Annotated in this window: 16 protein-coding genes; 7 read left to right on the plus strand and 9 right to left on the minus strand. The window is 64.3% G+C overall.

The features are described from left to right. Positions 1–2: 2 nt before the first annotated feature. Complete coding sequence (locus tag AC1TQG_RS16005) at positions 3–1,292, minus strand: primosomal protein (RefSeq protein ID WP_482138457.1); 1,290 nt, start codon at positions 1,290–1,292, stop codon at positions 3–5. A gap of 212 nt (positions 1,293–1,504) precedes the next feature. Here AC1TQG_RS16005 and AC1TQG_RS16010 point away from each other — a divergent pair, with 212 nt between their 5' ends. Then, the gene (locus tag AC1TQG_RS16010) at positions 1,505–1,669 is read left to right on the plus strand and encodes a hypothetical protein (RefSeq protein ID WP_482138459.1); all 165 of its coding nucleotides are present in this window, start codon (positions 1,505–1,507) and stop codon (positions 1,667–1,669) included. Here the strand turns inward: AC1TQG_RS16010 and AC1TQG_RS16015 are convergent, their stop codons facing one another. Together AC1TQG_RS16015 and AC1TQG_RS16020 are read right to left on the minus strand one after the other, a co-directional pair. Beyond that, on the minus strand, positions 1,670–2,761 hold the full coding sequence (locus tag AC1TQG_RS16015) for a C40 family peptidase (RefSeq protein ID WP_482138461.1): 1,092 nt from the start codon (positions 2,759–2,761) through the stop codon (positions 1,670–1,672). After that, complete coding sequence (locus AC1TQG_RS16020; RefSeq protein ID WP_482138463.1) at positions 2,762–3,094, minus strand: type VII secretion target; 333 nt, start codon at positions 3,092–3,094, stop codon at positions 2,762–2,764. Between the two features lie 52 nt (positions 3,095–3,146). On the opposite strand from AC1TQG_RS16020, the gene upp reads away from it, so the two are divergent. After that, the gene (upp, locus tag AC1TQG_RS16025) at positions 3,147–3,770 is read left to right on the plus strand and encodes a uracil phosphoribosyltransferase (RefSeq protein ID WP_482138465.1); all 624 of its coding nucleotides are present in this window, start codon (positions 3,147–3,149) and stop codon (positions 3,768–3,770) included. Between the two features lie 16 nt (positions 3,771–3,786). Here upp and AC1TQG_RS16030 read toward each other — a convergent pair whose 3' ends face one another. The 5 genes from AC1TQG_RS16030 to AC1TQG_RS16050 are packed head-to-tail and all read right to left on the minus strand — an operon-like array spanning position 3,787 to position 8,148. Beyond that, entirely contained in the window at positions 3,787–4,200 is a 414-nt protein-coding gene (locus tag AC1TQG_RS16030) for a VOC family protein (RefSeq protein ID WP_482138466.1), read from the minus strand. Between the two features lie 30 nt (positions 4,201–4,230). Continuing rightward, positions 4,231–5,037, minus strand: coding sequence for an ABC transporter ATP-binding protein (locus tag AC1TQG_RS16035; protein ID WP_482138468.1), 807 nt, complete (start codon positions 5,035–5,037; stop codon positions 4,231–4,233). 5 nt (positions 5,038–5,042) lie between these two features. Then, positions 5,043–5,642, minus strand: coding sequence for a hypothetical protein (locus tag AC1TQG_RS16040; protein WP_482138469.1), 600 nt, complete (start codon positions 5,640–5,642; stop codon positions 5,043–5,045). A 9-nt stretch (positions 5,643–5,651) separates the two neighbouring features. Beyond that, on the minus strand, positions 5,652–7,283 hold the full coding sequence (locus AC1TQG_RS16045) for a phospho-sugar mutase (RefSeq protein WP_482138471.1): 1,632 nt from the start codon (positions 7,281–7,283) through the stop codon (positions 5,652–5,654). 25 nt (positions 7,284–7,308) lie between these two features. Then, positions 7,309–8,148: a purine-nucleoside phosphorylase gene (locus AC1TQG_RS16050; protein ID WP_482138473.1), complete on the minus strand. Its 840-nt coding sequence runs from the start codon at positions 8,146–8,148 to the stop codon at positions 7,309–7,311. Positions 8,149–8,258: 110 nt separating this feature from the next. Between AC1TQG_RS16050 and AC1TQG_RS16055 the strand changes: the two genes are divergently transcribed. From AC1TQG_RS16055 to AC1TQG_RS16065, 3 genes are read left to right on the plus strand one after another with little or no spacing between them, the layout of a single operon-like run. Then, positions 8,259–8,951: an enoyl-CoA hydratase/isomerase family protein gene (locus AC1TQG_RS16055; protein WP_482138475.1), complete on the plus strand. Its 693-nt coding sequence runs from the start codon at positions 8,259–8,261 to the stop codon at positions 8,949–8,951. Positions 8,952–8,992: 41 nt separating this feature from the next. Next, positions 8,993–10,192, plus strand: a complete 1,200-nt coding sequence (locus tag AC1TQG_RS16060) for an amidohydrolase (protein WP_482138477.1) — start codon at positions 8,993–8,995, stop codon at positions 10,190–10,192. A gap of 20 nt (positions 10,193–10,212) precedes the next feature. Beyond that, positions 10,213–11,409, plus strand: a complete 1,197-nt coding sequence (locus AC1TQG_RS16065) for a M20 family metallopeptidase (protein WP_482138478.1) — start codon at positions 10,213–10,215, stop codon at positions 11,407–11,409. 25 nt (positions 11,410–11,434) lie between these two features. Here the strand turns inward: AC1TQG_RS16065 and AC1TQG_RS16070 are convergent, their stop codons facing one another. Further along, a complete protein-coding gene (locus AC1TQG_RS16070; protein WP_482138480.1) occupies positions 11,435–11,923 on the minus strand; it encodes a gamma-glutamylcyclotransferase in 489 nt (162 codons plus the stop codon). A 119-nt stretch (positions 11,924–12,042) separates the two neighbouring features. Here AC1TQG_RS16070 and AC1TQG_RS16075 point away from each other — a divergent pair, with 119 nt between their 5' ends. Further along, on the plus strand, positions 12,043–13,461 hold the full coding sequence (locus tag AC1TQG_RS16075; protein ID WP_482138481.1) for an NAD(P)H-quinone dehydrogenase: 1,419 nt from the start codon (positions 12,043–12,045) through the stop codon (positions 13,459–13,461). Positions 13,462–13,606: 145 nt separating this feature from the next. Then, positions 13,607–14,782 carry an aminotransferase-like domain-containing protein gene (locus AC1TQG_RS16080; protein WP_482138482.1) on the plus strand — a complete coding sequence of 392 codons (1,176 nt, stop codon included), beginning with the start codon at positions 13,607–13,609 and terminating at the stop codon, positions 14,780–14,782. Positions 14,783–14,844: the final 62 nt, after the last annotated feature.

Consider the following 14,844-nt stretch of genomic DNA (forward strand, 5'->3'; position numbering starts at 1 on the left):
CGTCAGCCGCGCTTCTTCTCCAGGCGGGCGTCGAAGTCGTGCTCGAGTGCTCGCCAGGCTTCGGACTCGTTGTCGAACGGCGGGCTCGGTGCCATCCGTTTCGGATCCGGGTTGAGCGTGTAGTCCACGAACCAGCCGAGCGGTGTGGTCGTGCCCAAGGCCTCGGCCACCGAATCGTCGTCCGCATAATCTGCTGCGTCCGTGAGCAGTTCGACGGCCAATTCGAGTTGCTTGCGGTCGATGCGGCGTGGGCCGTCGAGGATGTCATCGGTCAGGCCCGGCAGAACGTAGACGTTGTCTTCGTAGACGTCGATCTCGAGAGAGCCGTCAGTGGCCGCGACCTGGATGTCCTCGAAGGTGCTGATCGGCGACAGGTCGTGTTCGTTGTCGTCGGCCAGGTACCGCTCCAAAGCGCGCTTCGAGCTGAAGGCGTAGATCTTGCCGTCCTTACCGAGGAAGACCGGATCATCGTCCAGATAGCAACGGAGTGAGAAGAATTCGCCTTCTGCGGTGACGATCTGGATGGGGTCGATACCGACGGACGCCCAGAAGTCGTCTTCGTCGATCTCTTCGTACTCGTCTTCGTCCTCGTCGTCTTCATCAACGATGTCGTCGTCTTCGTCGTCGTCATCGGCATCACGGTCGACGATCTCGACGTCGTCTTCGTCCGGCTCGTCCTCGTCTTCGGCGCTGGCGGCTGCGAGGAGTTCGGCGTCGGCCACCGCAACGGCATCGGCGTCGACGTCTGGAGAGCTGATGACCTCATCGATCGCGTCGATGACGTCGTCCCAGCGCTTGTCGATGAGCGTGCCGATGCGCTCCCACAGTTCGGCGCCGTCTTTGCCGACGAAGTTGCGGGTGCCGGTGGTGACCGCGCCGAGGATGGGGTTGCCGTTGAAGAACTTGGTGATCGGCGTCAGTTCACAGACCTCGCCGATGATCCGGACGATCTCGAGTACATCTTCGAGCTTGGCGATGACATCAGGTGTCGGGTCTTCGGCAGCGAGTTCCGGGACTGCGATCAGGTCGAAGGACTTGTCCTCGGCGGGTTCGAACTCGTCGGCCTTGAGTCCGACAACGGTCTTCCATGCGGGGTGCTCATCGAGATCGTTTTCAGCGCCCGATCGGACGAACGCGACAAGCTCGGCGACCGAGCTGAATCCGTACAAGTCTTCGTCGAGACCCAGGAACGCCTCCCACTCGTCATCACCCTCACGCCAGCGGGGAGCCCACAGCGTAAAGGTGTTGCCTTCGGTGATCACGAGTTCAATTGGGACGATGTCTCCGGCCATGGGGACAGAGCCTAGTCACCGATGATGACCGTGGGCTACTTCGCCTCACCATTACCGCTGTGGCTTTGCCATGAATTTGTCGCCGCGTCTCAGAAGGGCCGACAAAAGCCCTCGAAAGTCGGGTTCGAGAGCGCGATTGCAGTAGGCGGCAACTTCATCGTGGTGTGTGAGTGTCCACACATCGTCGGCCCCGCGATGCGACGATGGGAAGCATGAGAGATCCAGAGGCAATGGACGACGACGAGTTGCGCCCCGGGCTCTTTGCGTCGCAGCGGACGCGAGAGTTGGCCATCGCGATGGATGATCCGGACAACCTCCCACACATCGAAGAGCACATCCGGCGCTACGAAGTCGAAATCGTCAGACGCGGCCTGTAGTCACGTGGGCCGGTAAAACCCCTCGAACGTCTGATTCAGGTTTGAGGTTCGGACGGGCGAAACGCTGACCGGATCGCCGCCGGCTTCGACCATCTGGCCGTTGCCGATGTACATCGCGACGTGTCCGGACCAGACAGCGAGATCGCCTGGCTGAAGGTCGGCTTGTGACACCGCAACTCCGGCGGTGTCCTGTTCTTGGGCGAGGCGGGGGAGTTCGACGCCTGCCTCGCGGTACGCCCACTGGGTCAGGCCGCTGCAGTCGAGGCCCACGCCGGGAGTGGTCCCGCCCCAGACGTAGGGGACACCCTGCTGGCTCAACGCGGCCCGCACCGCCTTGGCTGCACGCTCGTTGGGGGCGTAGGCGACCGAGCCGTCCGGCAGGGTGATCGCGACGCCGGTGCCGTCGGTGTTGGTGGCCGACAACCCGGCGGGAACGGTCGGTGCGGCGCCCGGGTCCTGCGGCAGTCCTGCTTCGGATGGGGTTGACTGTGCGGCCGCGGTGACGGGCCCGAAGGCGGCGTTTGCGAGATTGCCGAGTCCGGTGCCCACTCGGGCGAGCTGGGAGGTGACCGAATCGGTGGTGGCCGGCGCGGGTGTGCGGCCGATCTGTAGAAGCCTATCGGTGTCCGCGGCGAGTTTCGTGCGGGTGCGTTCGACGACATCGATGCCACGTTGCAGGTGGGTCATCGCAACCGGCAGGATCGCGGCGATGCCCGCCGGGGTGAACAGTGTCGGTCCCATCGCGGCCGCGATCGTCACAAAGGAATCGAGGATGGCCTCGAGTTCGAGGGCTGCCTGCCGCACGGTGTCGCCTGCCGACTCGATGATGTCGGCGATGGCAAGGCTGTCGTCGGAGTAGTTGGCCGCCGCGACGACAGCCTCGTCGAGAACTGCGATGGCCGAGTTGGCGCCTGCCCCGGACCACTGTGGTTTGAGTTCGGTGTTCACGCGGTACTGGCCGGCGCGGGAATCGTCGAGAACCGTTGCGATTGTTCTCAATTGCGTGGCGGGCGCACCACCTGGCAGAACCCCGGTGCCAAGGGTGGCAAGGAGTGCTTGCAGCGGTGCGATCAGGATCTCGACGGGGATCATCTACAGCGCCCTGTTCTGTTGGACTCTGATCTGTTGGGCGCTGATCTCGTGCGCGCTGCCGTTGTCGGCGCCTGAGTAGGTGGCGGCGGACTGCTGCAGGTCGGTTGCCAGCGCGTCGATCCGGGACGCGAGGTCGGTGAGTTCACGGCTGTGCCGGTCGGTGACCGTCACCGCCGCCGCTGCGAACTCGGCTCCCATGAGGCCGAATGCCGGAATCAGTGCGGCCGCCTCGATGCGACCGGTGGCCGCGTATGCCCCGATTTCGGCAGCGACCGATCGTGTTCCGGCAGCGGCGGCGGTCAGGGCGGCGGGTTCAACGGATACCGAAGTCATGGGTTTACGACGCGATGGGCGGGTGGTCTGGTTCCCCTCGTATGGTTATCCCATGCAGATCCGGACTGTCGATCATCCCTTGGCCGCGGCCAGACTGACCACCTTGCGCGACAAGAACACCGATAACGCGGCGTTTCGTGGGGCGTTGTCAGACCTGACCCAGATGCTCATCTACGAGGCACTGATCGGTGCTCCGGTCACCGAGATCGCGGTGTCGACGCCGGTGACCGAGACCAAGGGCGTCCGGTTGGCTGCGCCCCCGCTGCTGGTACCCGTGCTCCGGGCCGGCTTGGGCATGGTCGAGCAGGCGCACGCCATGGTGCCCGAAGCCAACGTGGGATTCGTGGGTATGGCTCGCAACGAGGACACCTACCAGCCGGTGCCCTATCTCGAGTCGCTTCCCGACGACCTGTCCGGCCAGCCGGTTTTTGTCCTCGACCCGATGCTTGCCACCGGTGGTTCGATGATTCACACGATCGAATTGCTGGTGACCCGCAATGCCACCGACATCACCGCGGTGTGCGTGGTGGCGGCGCCCGAAGGTGTGGCAGCGCTGGGTAATTCAGGTCTTCCTGTTCGCCTGGTGACCGCGGCCATCGACGACGGTCTCAACGACGTCGCTTACATCACGCCGGGTCTCGGCGATGCCGGTGACCGCCAGTTCGGACCCCGCTGATCCGAACGCGGGGGGATCAGGTGGCCGGCCGGCGAGTGTAGAACTCGAGGGCGATGCCATCGGGGTCGCGGAAGGCGATGAGGTGTCCGATCATCCCGGCCACGATCCCGTTGTGTTCGATCTGGGCGTTGTCGAGTATCGACCGCCAGCGTTCCAGTTCGTCGAGGTCGGAGACTTCGAACGCGAGATGATCGAGACCGGGCCGGAACTCGGAGAAGCCGCCGCGCGCTGCGCGGGGACCGTGTGAGATCAGGCTGAGGATGAGCCCGCCGGGGTGATGGAGCATCGCCTTGTCGGCACCGTCTTTCTGTTGGCGCGAGGCGACCTCGAAGCCGAGGACCCATCGATACCAATCAACACTTCGGTCGAGGTCGACGACAGTGATGCTGACGTGGTGGATGGCACCGATCTCCGGAAAGTCAGCTGTCATGGGATTGCCTCCGATCGTGGGTTTACGGACCTAACGACTGCGCGCAGCCCACCGACCACCATCGCGCGTCACCAGGACCGGGTGGTCGAAACACTTGGTGATGGTTGCCGATGTGAGGGCTACCTCGACGCCGCCTTGGATGACCGTTTCTCCATCACGCAGCAGCACGGCGTGACTGGTGCTCGTCGGCAGGTCTTCGAGATGATGGGTGACCATGACACTGGCCAGATCGGTGACTTCTTTTCGGAGTTGGTCGATGCTGGTCAGCAGCTGTTCGCGGGCGGCGAGGTCGAGGCCGGTGGCGGGCTCGTCGAGCAACAGCAGTGAGGGCCGCGGCATGAGTGCCCGTGCGATGAGGGTGCGCCCGCGTTCGCCCTGACTCATCGTGGTCCACACCGATTCCCGGCGCGCAGACATTCCGAGTAGCTCGAGAAGGTCGTCGGCATGGCGGTGCTCGGCGGTGGTGTAGCTGCGTCGAGGGTCGAGCTCCGGGGTGTTGGTCAGCCCGGTCAGGACGACGTCATGCGCCTTCAGTGGAAGATCAAGACGGTGCCGCGGGTCGACATGTCCTATGTGCGTGCGTAATTCGCGCATGTCCACCCGGCCCAGACGGTGGCCGAGGACGTCCACCGTGCCGCGGGTCGGGTGTCCGAATGCACCGAGGATGTGTAGAAGCGTCGACTTGCCTGCGCCGTTGGGGCCCAGGAGGGCCCAGTGCTCGCCGGGACTGACGGTGAAGTTGATGTCGCGCAACAGATATCGCCCGCCGCGCACCACGTCGATCGCAGCGGCGTGCAGAACTTCGGGCCGGGGGTCGGTGATCGATTCGGTTGGCATCAAGGTCAATTCGTCCAGTAGTAGAGCATCGGTTCCTGCGAGACGACCGCGCCGTTCGTTGCGATGGTGAGGGACGTCGGCGTCATCTCATAGGTGGTGTCGCGGTTCAACGCCACAAACTGGTTCCCGGAACGCGTCGGATCTGGGATCTCGACGCCCAGGCCGTTCGCCAGGCCCTTGTAGTAGTAGCGGCCGGACTGATTATCGGCCTGGCAGACAACAATTTTCGACTGATCTGTCTGGCCGACCATGACCACCGTGTCTTCCGGTCCGTTGCAGCGTGGACCGCTGACAAAGCCTTGCCGATCTGCGCCGGGGACATTCGGCACCGGACCGACCGATGTCGAGGTTGTCGGGGTCGGCGTCGGAGAGGGGGTCGCGGTCACGGTCGACGGCTCGGCCGTCACGGTCTGCGTCGACACCTGCGGGCTGGTTGTGGTGCTGCTGCTCTCGGCTTCGGGGGTGGAGTCATCTGACGGGATCAGGAGAAAGCCGAGGAGGATGGCCAGCGCCAGTACGAGTACGCCGGCCACGATCGCACCGATCACAACCGGTGACGACCATGGAGATCGCGGCGGGGGTGTTGGGTAATAGTTTCCGCTCACGCGCTCACCCTACCGGCGACGCCCGGCACAGTAGGTGGCGACTTGAGCGGTGATCGCGGCCATTCGAGCCTCCGCCGACGCTCGTGCGGTGGTCAGCGGTGGGCCCGGAATTTCGGCGACCTCAAGGTAGAACTTGAGTTTCGGTTCGGTGCCCGACGGTCGGGCGATGACCCGGATCTGGCCGGTTTCAGAGGTGCCCGTGAGCTGCACGGCATCGGTTGCCAGGCCCGGTGGACGACCGAGCAGATCCTCGGCGTCGACGGCGACCCCGTCCAACTGCTGCGGCGGGTTCGTGCGAAGGTCGGCCATGATCTCGGCGATGCGTTCGAGGTCCTCGACACGCAGCGAGTACTGGCGTGTCAGGTGGACACCGTGCTCGATCGCGATTTCGTCGAGACGGTCGGCCAGGTCGCGGTCGGTGTCGGCGAGCGACTGGGTGAGGACACTGAGCGCGACCGCGGCGCTGATGCCGTCCTTGTCGCGGACAGCATCGGGGTCGACGCAGTGTCCGATGGCTTCCTCATACGCATAGACCAGGCCCTCTCCGGCTCGGACCAGCCATTTGAAACCGGTCAATGTTGCCGCATACCGGACACCGGACGCCTTTGCGATTTTGTTCAACAGGCTGCCGGAGACGATCGTGTTGGCCACCAACACGTCTTCGCCGGTGTGCTCGGCGATGATCTGGGAGCCGAGCAACGCGCCGGTTTCATCACCGGTGAGCATTCGCCACATGCCGTCGATCCGCGTGCCGACCGCACAACGGTCGGCGTCGGGGTCCAGGGCGATGGCGATGTCGGCGTCGATGTCGGCGGCCAGTTCGAGTAGCAGATCCGCAGCGCCCGGCTCCTCGGGATTGGGAAACGTGGCGGTGGGGAAGGCCGGATCCGGGGCATGCTGCAACCCGACCACCGTGACATTGTGGAACCCGCACTCGCGCAGCGCCTGCACCGCGAGATCGCCGCCCACACCGTGCATGGCGGTCAGTGCGATCCGGATCGTTCGACGCTCGTGGTGACCGAACCGGGTCACGATTCGAGCAAGGTAGTGCGCGATGTTCTCGCGCGCACGATCATCCGGTGCCACCGGCGTCCGCGGGATGTCGTTGGCAGGCCCGGTGGCCGCGATCAACTGCTCGATCTCCACGTCCGCAGGCGGAACCAGTTGCGCCCCTTGCTCCAGGTAGACCTTGTAGCCGTTGTCGGCAGGCGGGTTGTGGGAGGCGGTGATCTGGATCCCGGCGACGGCATCCAGGTTTCGGGTGGCGTACGCGACCAACGGGGTCGGTCCGGGGGCGGGCAGTGCGACCACGTCGAACCCCTGCGCCGCAAGGACTTCCGTGGCCGCGGTGTAGAAATCCTCGGAACCGTGGCGGGCATCGCGACCGACAACCACTGTGCCGCCTGCATGACCGTGGTTGATCAGCCACTGCCCGACCCCGGCGGTTGCCTTGGTGACCACCGCGACGTTCATCCCCAGCGGACCGCCGCGGACCGGGCCGCGCAGCCCTGCAGTCCCGAAATGCAGGGTGTCGGAGAATCTTTCGTCGAGCTCGTCGGTGTTGAGCGTGGCGAGTTCGGCTCGGGTGCGCGGATCGGGATCGGCGTCGATCCAGGCCTGGACTGCTTCGAGCGGTGTCATGAAAAGTCCTGTGTCATGGGTGCTCTCAGATCTGTTCGATCACCTGGGCCAGCAGGTGACCCATCCGGGTGGCTGAGGCCTGGCCGACCTCCAGGACTTCTTCGTGATTCAGTGGCTCGCCGGTGATACCGGCCGCAAGATTGGTGACCAGCGAGATGCCCAGGACCGACATCTTCTCCGCACGGGCGGCGATGGTCTCGTGCACGGTCGACATACCCACGAGGTCGGCTCCCAGGACCCGCAACATGTTGATCTCGGCGGGCGTTTCGTAGTGCGGCCCGGGGAGTCCCGCGTAGACGCCTTCGGCGAGTGTGGGATCGACGGACTGTGCGATCTTCCTCAGGTGCGGTGCATAGGCGTCGACGAGGTCGACGAACTGCGCGCCGATGAGAGGGGAGCGGGCCGTGAGATTGAGGTGATCACTGATCAGGACCGGCTGGCCGACCGTCATGTCGTGGCGCAGACCGCCGGCCGCGTTGGTCAGCACGATGGTCCCGACCCCACATTTGGCGGCAGTCCGGACCGCGTGGACAACGCTGCCCAGTGGATGTCCCTCGTACGCATGGGTTCTGCCGAGCAGCACCAACACCGAACGACCGCCGATGCGCAGCGAGTGGACGGTGCCGGAGTGTCCGGCCGCGCTCGGTGGCGTGAAACCTGGCAACTCCGCCATCGGGATGCTGGCGTCGGCGGTACCCAATGCGGCAGCGGCCGGGGCCCAGCCCGAGCCGAGGACCACGGCCACGTCGTGGCTCGGCTTCCCGGTTGCCGCAGCGATCGCGTCGGCAGCCGCCTGCGCTGCGCCGATGGGATCGATCGTCGGATCGGAGCTGGTTGAAATCACGTCGGGTCCGTCGGTTGCCATGGGACAACCCTAAGACGAAAACGGGCGACTATCGCACCCTGCGTTGGTTCCGCGGCGAACAGTGCTGTGTCCGTCGTAGCGAGAAAGGCCGGGACCGCTAGGCTCGCGACATGCCGTACGTGACCACACATGACGCCGTCCACACGCTCTTTCTGGGCACCGAGGGTGACGACAGTGATTCCGACAATCGCTTCGGAATCGACTGGCTCGACTCCATCAATGCCTGCCTCGACGAAGTCGCCGACAACAAGCCGGGCGCGTTGGTCATCACCGCGACCGGAAAGTTCTTCTCCAACGGGCTCGATGTGGATTACATCGGCGCCAATGGCGACAAACTTCCGGCGTACCTCGACCGCGTCCACGCCCTGTACACGCGGATCCTGACGTTCCCGCAGCCCACCGTTGCCGCGGTCAACGGCCACGCTTTCGGTGCAGGCGCCATGCTGGCGCTGTGCGCTGACCACCGAGTGATGCGGACCGAGCGGGGCTTTTGGTCGCTCCCCGAGGTGATGCTCGGAATGCCGTTCACCAAGGGGATGGCGACATTGATCCGGACCCGACTGACCGACGCCACCGCCACCGAGGCCATGACCACCGGACGTCGGTACGGCGGCCTCGATGCGGTCACCGCCGGAATCGTCGAGCAGGCCGTCGATGTCGATGTGCTGACATCCACGGCCTCCGACATCGCCGTTGGGCGAAGTGCTCTGGCCGGACCGGCTCTGCAGATGATCAAAAAGGGTCTCCGCGAGCCCCTTCTCGCCGACCTCGCCTACCTGACCCCACCCAACCTGGTTGGCTAACTCGGATCAGGACGCAATCGCGATGGTGAGACAATGAACCGATGACACAGATCGGGCAGCGAGGCGCGCATGCCGTACAGGCAGTGGCCGGTGACCTGATCGAGTTGTCTCATTCGCTTCACGCCGAACCGGAACTGGCGTTCTCCGAACACCGCAGCGTCGCCAAGGTGACCAGCCTGCTCGATGACTACGGCTTCGACGTCACCACCGGGGTTGCCGACCTTCCCACCGCGTTCACCGCGACCTACGGTTCGGGCGATCTGGTGGTCGGGCTGTGCGCCGAGTACGACGCGTTGCCCGGTTTGGGGCATGCGTGTGGGCACAACATGATCGCCGCGACCGCGGTCGGTGCAGCGCGTGGCCTTGCGGAGATGGCCGATGAACTCGGCATCACCGTCCTTGTCCTCGGCACACCGGCCGAAGAGACCGGTGGCGGAAAAATTGTGATGGCCCGCGCCGGGGTTTTCGATCCGGTTGCGATGGCATTGATGGTGCACCCGGGACGGATGGACGAAGTGGCCAGCCGGTCTTTGGCATTGGATGATCTGGCGATCCGGTACACAGGTGTCGAATCCCATGCGGCAGCTGCGCCCGAGCGCGGCCGCAACGCCGCGGATGCGGGCACCATCGCGCAGGTTTCCCTCGGGCTGCTGCGCCAACATCTGAAGGCCGGCCAGCAGATTCACGGAATCGTCAGCGACGGCGGCAGCGCCCCGAACATCGTGCCCGGACACAGCGAGTTGCTCTATTACTTACGGGCGATCGACGAGGCATCGCTGGCAGACCTGCGTGAGCGCGCCGAAGCGTGTTTCGCGGCCGGTGCGATGGCGGCGGGCTGCACGTACGAGATCTCGACCGTGTCGCCGACTTACGTTGAGCTCCGGCACGATCAGCGACTACTCGCGGCGTACCGGGGTGCGATCGCCGACCTCGGACGCGAAGTGATGCCGGCAGCCCTGGAGGGTGTGCGCCCGCTCGGCAGCACTGACATGGGCAACATCAGCCATATGTTGCCGTCCATCCACCCCATGATCGGCATCGAGAGCAACGGCGCCGGAACCCATGAAATCGAGTTCGCGGCCGCCGCTGCGTCGCCGTCGGCCGATCAGGCGGTCGTTGACGGGGCGCTGGCCCTGGCAGCCACCGCCGCGCGTGCAGCGGCCGATCCGCAGTGGCGTGAAGACCTCCTGCAAGAGCAGGAAAAACGAATTGGTTCAGTCCCGCGTGACGCGGGCAGATGACGATGAGTGTGCAACGAAATATGAGTGGGCAACACGTGGACGCAGAACGTTTCCTGAAGGATCTGGACGGTTGGATCAACGCCAACACCGCGCAGTTGGTGGCGTGGCGTCGGGATTTCCACTCCCACCCGGAACTGTCGCGAAGTGAGCTGCGCACCACCGGTGTCATAGTCGACGAACTGACGAAGGCCGGCCTGTCCCCACGGGTTCTGCCCCAGGGTGTCGGCGTGGTCTGTGACATCGGTCCGGCCGGACCGATGGTGGCGTTGCGCGCCGACATGGATGCGCTGCCGATCTCCGAGCTGACCGGTCTGCCGTTCGCGTCGACCGTCGAGGGCGTCTCACATGCCTGCGGGCACGACGGACACACCGCGATGTTGTTGGGTGTGGGTAAGGCCCTGGCCTCGATGGACGAGCTACCGATCGGTGTCCGACTGGTGTTCCAGGCGGCCGAGGAAGTGATGCCCGGTGGCGCTCTGGATGCCGTCACCGCCGGCGTCACGCGTGGTGTGTCGCAGATCTACGCCTTGCACTGTGACCCGAAACTCGAGGTCGGCAAGGTCGGACTGCGACGTGGTCCGATCACCTCGGCGGCTGATCACGTCGAACTGGTGTTGCACTCGCCGGGTGGTCACACCTCGCGACCACACCTGACCGCGGACCTCGTGTACGCCATGGGAACCGTGATCACCGGTCTGCCCGGAGTGCTGTCACGGCGGATCGATCCGCGAACCAGCACCGTGATGGTGTGGGGTTCGGCACATGCAGGCGATGCGCCCAATGCGATTCCGCAAGAGGGCCGTCTGCGCGGCACGGTGCGCACCGGCGACCACACCACCTGGGCGCTGCTCGAGCCGATCGTCCGCGAGATCATCGAAGGGATGCTGTCGCCGTTGAGCGTGCGCTACGACCTGATCTACAAGCGTGGCGTCCCACCGGTTGTCAACGATTCGATCTCCACCGAGATCTTCCGCGACGCGATCTTGTCGGTGAGCCCCGACGCGCTCGCCGACACCGCGCAATCCGGTGGTGGAGAGGACTTTTCGTGGTACTTGGAGAACGTTCCGGGTGCGATGGCGCGGCTCGGGGTGTGGTCCGGCCGCGGACCGCAGGTCGACCTGCATCAGCCCAACTTCGACCTCGACGAGCGCGCGCTCGCGGTGGGCGTGCGGACGCTGGCCGGGATCGTTCTGCAGGCGAGCCTGCGCGACCGGTGACGGTCGCGGGGGCTGCTGGTCTGGACTAGTGGTCTGGTCCCGGGCTGTCGGGTCCTGGCCCCACATTTCGTGATTCGCGGACCCGGAGCTGATGCACGTATTCGGAAGGTGCACCGGCGATTTCAGCTGCCTCGGACATGACGCCCAGGTAGCGCGCCGAGGGTAGGCCGCCTTCAAAGGCGTCCAGGACATACAGCCATGCCAGGACCGGTCCGTTGGGTGTGGTGATGCGGCAACGGATCTTGCGGTGGATCCCGAGTTCGGAGCCCTCCCAGCGGTCAAGGCTGGATTCGTCGTCCTCTGTGACGTCGTACAAGACGACAAAAACGCGGGCATCGGAATCGTCGCGATCCTCGGTGACCGTTGCCAGTGCACCTTCCCAGCCGATGTCGCCGCCACCGAATGTCAGCCGCCACCCGTACAGCCAGCCGGTGCCCGCCATCGGAGAGTGTGGGGCACGCATGAGCATCTGCTCGGGATGCATGTTCGAGCCATAGGCGGCGTAGATAGGCACGGAGAGGAGCCTAGATGGTCAGCTCCCCATCGGGAAAGTGCAAGAGGCGATCGACTAGATTCTCAAGTGGCGCCACCCCGCCGGCAGGCCCATCCGACATCCCTGGGAGTTGACCTGAAATGACCAAAATCGTGATCCTCGGTGGAGGACCCGCCGGCTACGAAGCGGCACTTGCCGCCGCCACCTACGGTGCTGACATCACCATTGTCGACAGTGACGGCATGGGCGGTGCCTGCGTCCTGTGGGACTGCGTGCCGTCGAAGACATTCATCGCCTCGACCGGGATCAGAACGGACGTCCGTCGTGCCGTTGACCTGGGAATCAACCTGCAATATGACGGTGCGCTCGTGTCGTTGCCGCAGATCCATGAGCGCGTCAAGGATCTCGCCTTCGCCCAGTCGTCCGACATCCGCTCGCGGCTCCTGAGCGAGGGTGTCCGGATCGTTCACGGCCGTGGCCGGCTCGCTGTGCCCGAGGTCGGATTTGCCCGGCACAAGATTCTCGCCACGCCGTTCGGGCCCGATGGCAGTGACGAAACCGAAGAGATTCTGGACGCCGATGTGGTGTTGATCGCAACCGGCGCGTCGCCCCGAGTTCTTCCTGACGCCAAGCCTGACGGTGAGCGGATCCTCACCTGGCGCCAGATGTACGACCTCGATGAATTCCCCGAGCACCTGATTGTCATCGGTTCAGGTGTCACCGGTGCGGAGTTCGTGCACGCCTACACCGAGCTCGGTGTTCCGGTCACGCTGGTTTCGAGTCGCGACCGGGTCCTGCCCCACGAGGATGAAGACGCAGCGCTTGTCCTCGAGGACGTGTTGGCCGAGCGCGGCGTCACGCTGGTGAAACACGCGCGGGCCGACAAAGTCGAACGCACCGCCGATGGCGTGAAAGTCACCCTTGCCGATGGGCGCACCGTTGAGGGCTCTCATTGCCTGATGACTGTCGGATCGGTTCCGAACACAGACGATCTCGGACTGGAGAATGTCGGCCTGGAGCTCGGCCGTGGTGGCTACCTGAACGTCGACCGGGTGTCGCGGACCGCAGTGCCGGGTATCTACGCCGCCGGTGACTGCACCGGGCTGCTGCCGCTGGCATCCGTGGCTGCCATGCAGGGCCGAATCGCGATGTACCACTCGCTGGGTGAAGGTGTGTCGCCGATCCGTCTCAAGACCGTTGCGTCGGCGATCTTCACGCGGCCCGAGATCGCCACCGTCGGTGTCAGCCAGCATGCCATCGACTCCGGCGAGTACCCGGCCCGGACGGTGATGTTGCCGCTGGCGACAAACGCGCGCGCAAAGATGAGTGGGTTGCGGCGTGGCTTCGTGAAGATCTTCTGCCGTCCGGCAACCGGTGTTGTGATCGGTGGAGTTGTGGTGGCACCCAATGCATCTGAGCTGATCTTGCCGATCGCGCTCGCAGTGCAGAACAAGCTGATGGTCGGCGATCTGGCACAGACGTTCTCGGTCTACCCGTCGCTGTCCGGATCGATCACCGAGGCTGCTCGTCAGCTGGTCCGTCACGACGATCTGGACTAACTGTCCCATATTTTGGGAATTGCATTTCATATTTCGATTAAGGCGCGCTAACCTGGGTTTTGCGACTCACACTGGCGCGCCTTATTCGGTGACCACTCTCATCACCACGCATTATTGATACCTGCTGCTGTGGAGAGTGATTGCCATGTCTGTTGTTGGAAGTCCTTACGCACCATCACACGCGTTGGCGAATGTTCGCGGATCAGCGATCCGTGATCTGCTGAAGCTGACCGAACAGCCCGATGTGCTGAGTCTCGCGGGCGGACTGCCCGCCACCGAATTGATTCCTGCGGCGCGAATCTCGGAGTCGGCTGCACGCATCAGCGCTGACCCGGCCTCGTTGCAATACACCGTGAGCGCAGGGGTGTACCCATGCCGCGAGGCGGTGGCGCGGTATGTCGGTGCTGATGATCCAGGTCGGGTCCTGCTGACTCACGGTTCGCAACAGGCACTGTTTCTGTTGGCGCATGCCCTCGTGAATCCCGATGACCTCGTGGTGGTCGATGACCCGGTGTATGTGGGCGCGCTGCAGGTCTTTCAGTCGGTGCGTGCACGGGTGCGTGCGTTGCCGATCACCGCTTCTGGATGTGATGTCGGGGCACTGCGTGAGTTGCTCGAAGCCGGCGAGCGACCGCGGATAGTGCATACCGTTAGCAACTTCCACAATCCTGCCGGGGTGACGGCCACGGCGCAGACTCGGATCGAACTGGCACAGTTGGCCGATCACTATGGATTCATCGTCGTCGAAGACGATCCGTATGGGCGGTTGCGGTTCTCCGGTTTCGATATCGAACCGATTGCGGCGCACGGTGATCGAGTTGTCCGGCTTGGTTCGGCATCGAAGATTCTGGCACCTGCGCTGCGCGTCGGATGGATGAGCGGCCCGCCTGAGGTGATTGCAATGGTGGAGCTGCTTCGTCAAGGTGCGGATCTGTGCGGGTCGACCTTCAGTCAATTGATGGTTGCGGAGTTGCTCGATGACGAAGCGTGGCTGGATGCGCATATTTCCCACGTGCAGTCCGAATATCGCCTGCGTGCAACCACTTTGACTGGCGCGCTGCGTCGTGAGTTGGGGGAGAAGGTTCAGTTCTCTGAGCCCGAGGGCGGCATGTTCTGTTGGGTTCGGATGCCTGGCGTCGATACGTCGCGGTTACTGACGGACGCGGTGGATGCCGGCGTGGCATTTGTGCCGGGGGCGGCCTTTGGCGTGGAAGAAGATATCAGTGATTGCCTGCGGCTGAGCTTCTGCACTCTAGGACCTGAAGGGTTGGACGAAGCAGTTCGGAGATTGGCTGGCGCTGTGGAAAATTCGTCGAATTAGTTCGAATATACGTTCTACTTGCGAGGCCCTTTGAGGTAAACTGATTGAAAGCGTTCGATCAG

The sequence above is a fragment of the Williamsia sp. Y844 genome, from assembly GCF_056786475.1.

What these genes read in the sequence shown, in the direction of transcription:
- AC1TQG_RS16060 (WP_482138477.1), top strand. Translation starts at nt 8,993, where the DNA reads ATGACACAGATCGGGCAGCGAGGCGCGCATGCCGTACAGGCAGTGGCC.
- AC1TQG_RS16075 (WP_482138481.1), top strand. Translation starts at nt 12,043, where the DNA reads ATGACCAAAATCGTGATCCTCGGTGGAGGACCCGCCGGCTACGAAGCG.
- AC1TQG_RS16005 (WP_482138457.1), bottom strand. Translation starts at nt 1,292, where the DNA reads ATGGCCGGAGACATCGTCCCAATTGAACTCGTGATCACCGAAGGCAAC.
- AC1TQG_RS16030 (WP_482138466.1), bottom strand. Translation starts at nt 4,200, where the DNA reads ATGACAGCTGACTTTCCGGAGATCGGTGCCATCCACCACGTCAGCATC.
- AC1TQG_RS16010 (WP_482138459.1), top strand. Translation starts at nt 1,505, where the DNA reads ATGAGAGATCCAGAGGCAATGGACGACGACGAGTTGCGCCCCGGGCTC.
- AC1TQG_RS16055 (WP_482138475.1), top strand. Translation starts at nt 8,259, where the DNA reads ATGCCGTACGTGACCACACATGACGCCGTCCACACGCTCTTTCTGGGC.
- AC1TQG_RS16045 (WP_482138471.1), bottom strand. Translation starts at nt 7,283, where the DNA reads ATGACACCGCTCGAAGCAGTCCAGGCCTGGATCGACGCCGATCCCGAT.
- upp (WP_482138465.1), top strand. Translation starts at nt 3,147, where the DNA reads ATGCAGATCCGGACTGTCGATCATCCCTTGGCCGCGGCCAGACTGACC.
- AC1TQG_RS16065 (WP_482138478.1), top strand. Translation starts at nt 10,213, where the DNA reads ATGAGTGGGCAACACGTGGACGCAGAACGTTTCCTGAAGGATCTGGAC.
- AC1TQG_RS16035 (WP_482138468.1), bottom strand. Translation starts at nt 5,037, where the DNA reads ATGCCAACCGAATCGATCACCGACCCCCGGCCCGAAGTTCTGCACGCC.
- AC1TQG_RS16020 (WP_482138463.1), bottom strand. Translation starts at nt 3,094, where the DNA reads ATGACTTCGGTATCCGTTGAACCCGCCGCCCTGACCGCCGCCGCTGCC.
- AC1TQG_RS16050 (WP_482138473.1), bottom strand. Translation starts at nt 8,148, where the DNA reads ATGGCAACCGACGGACCCGACGTGATTTCAACCAGCTCCGATCCGACG.
- AC1TQG_RS16015 (WP_482138461.1), bottom strand. Translation starts at nt 2,761, where the DNA reads ATGATCCCCGTCGAGATCCTGATCGCACCGCTGCAAGCACTCCTTGCC.
- AC1TQG_RS16080 (WP_482138482.1), top strand. Translation starts at nt 13,607, where the DNA reads ATGTCTGTTGTTGGAAGTCCTTACGCACCATCACACGCGTTGGCGAAT.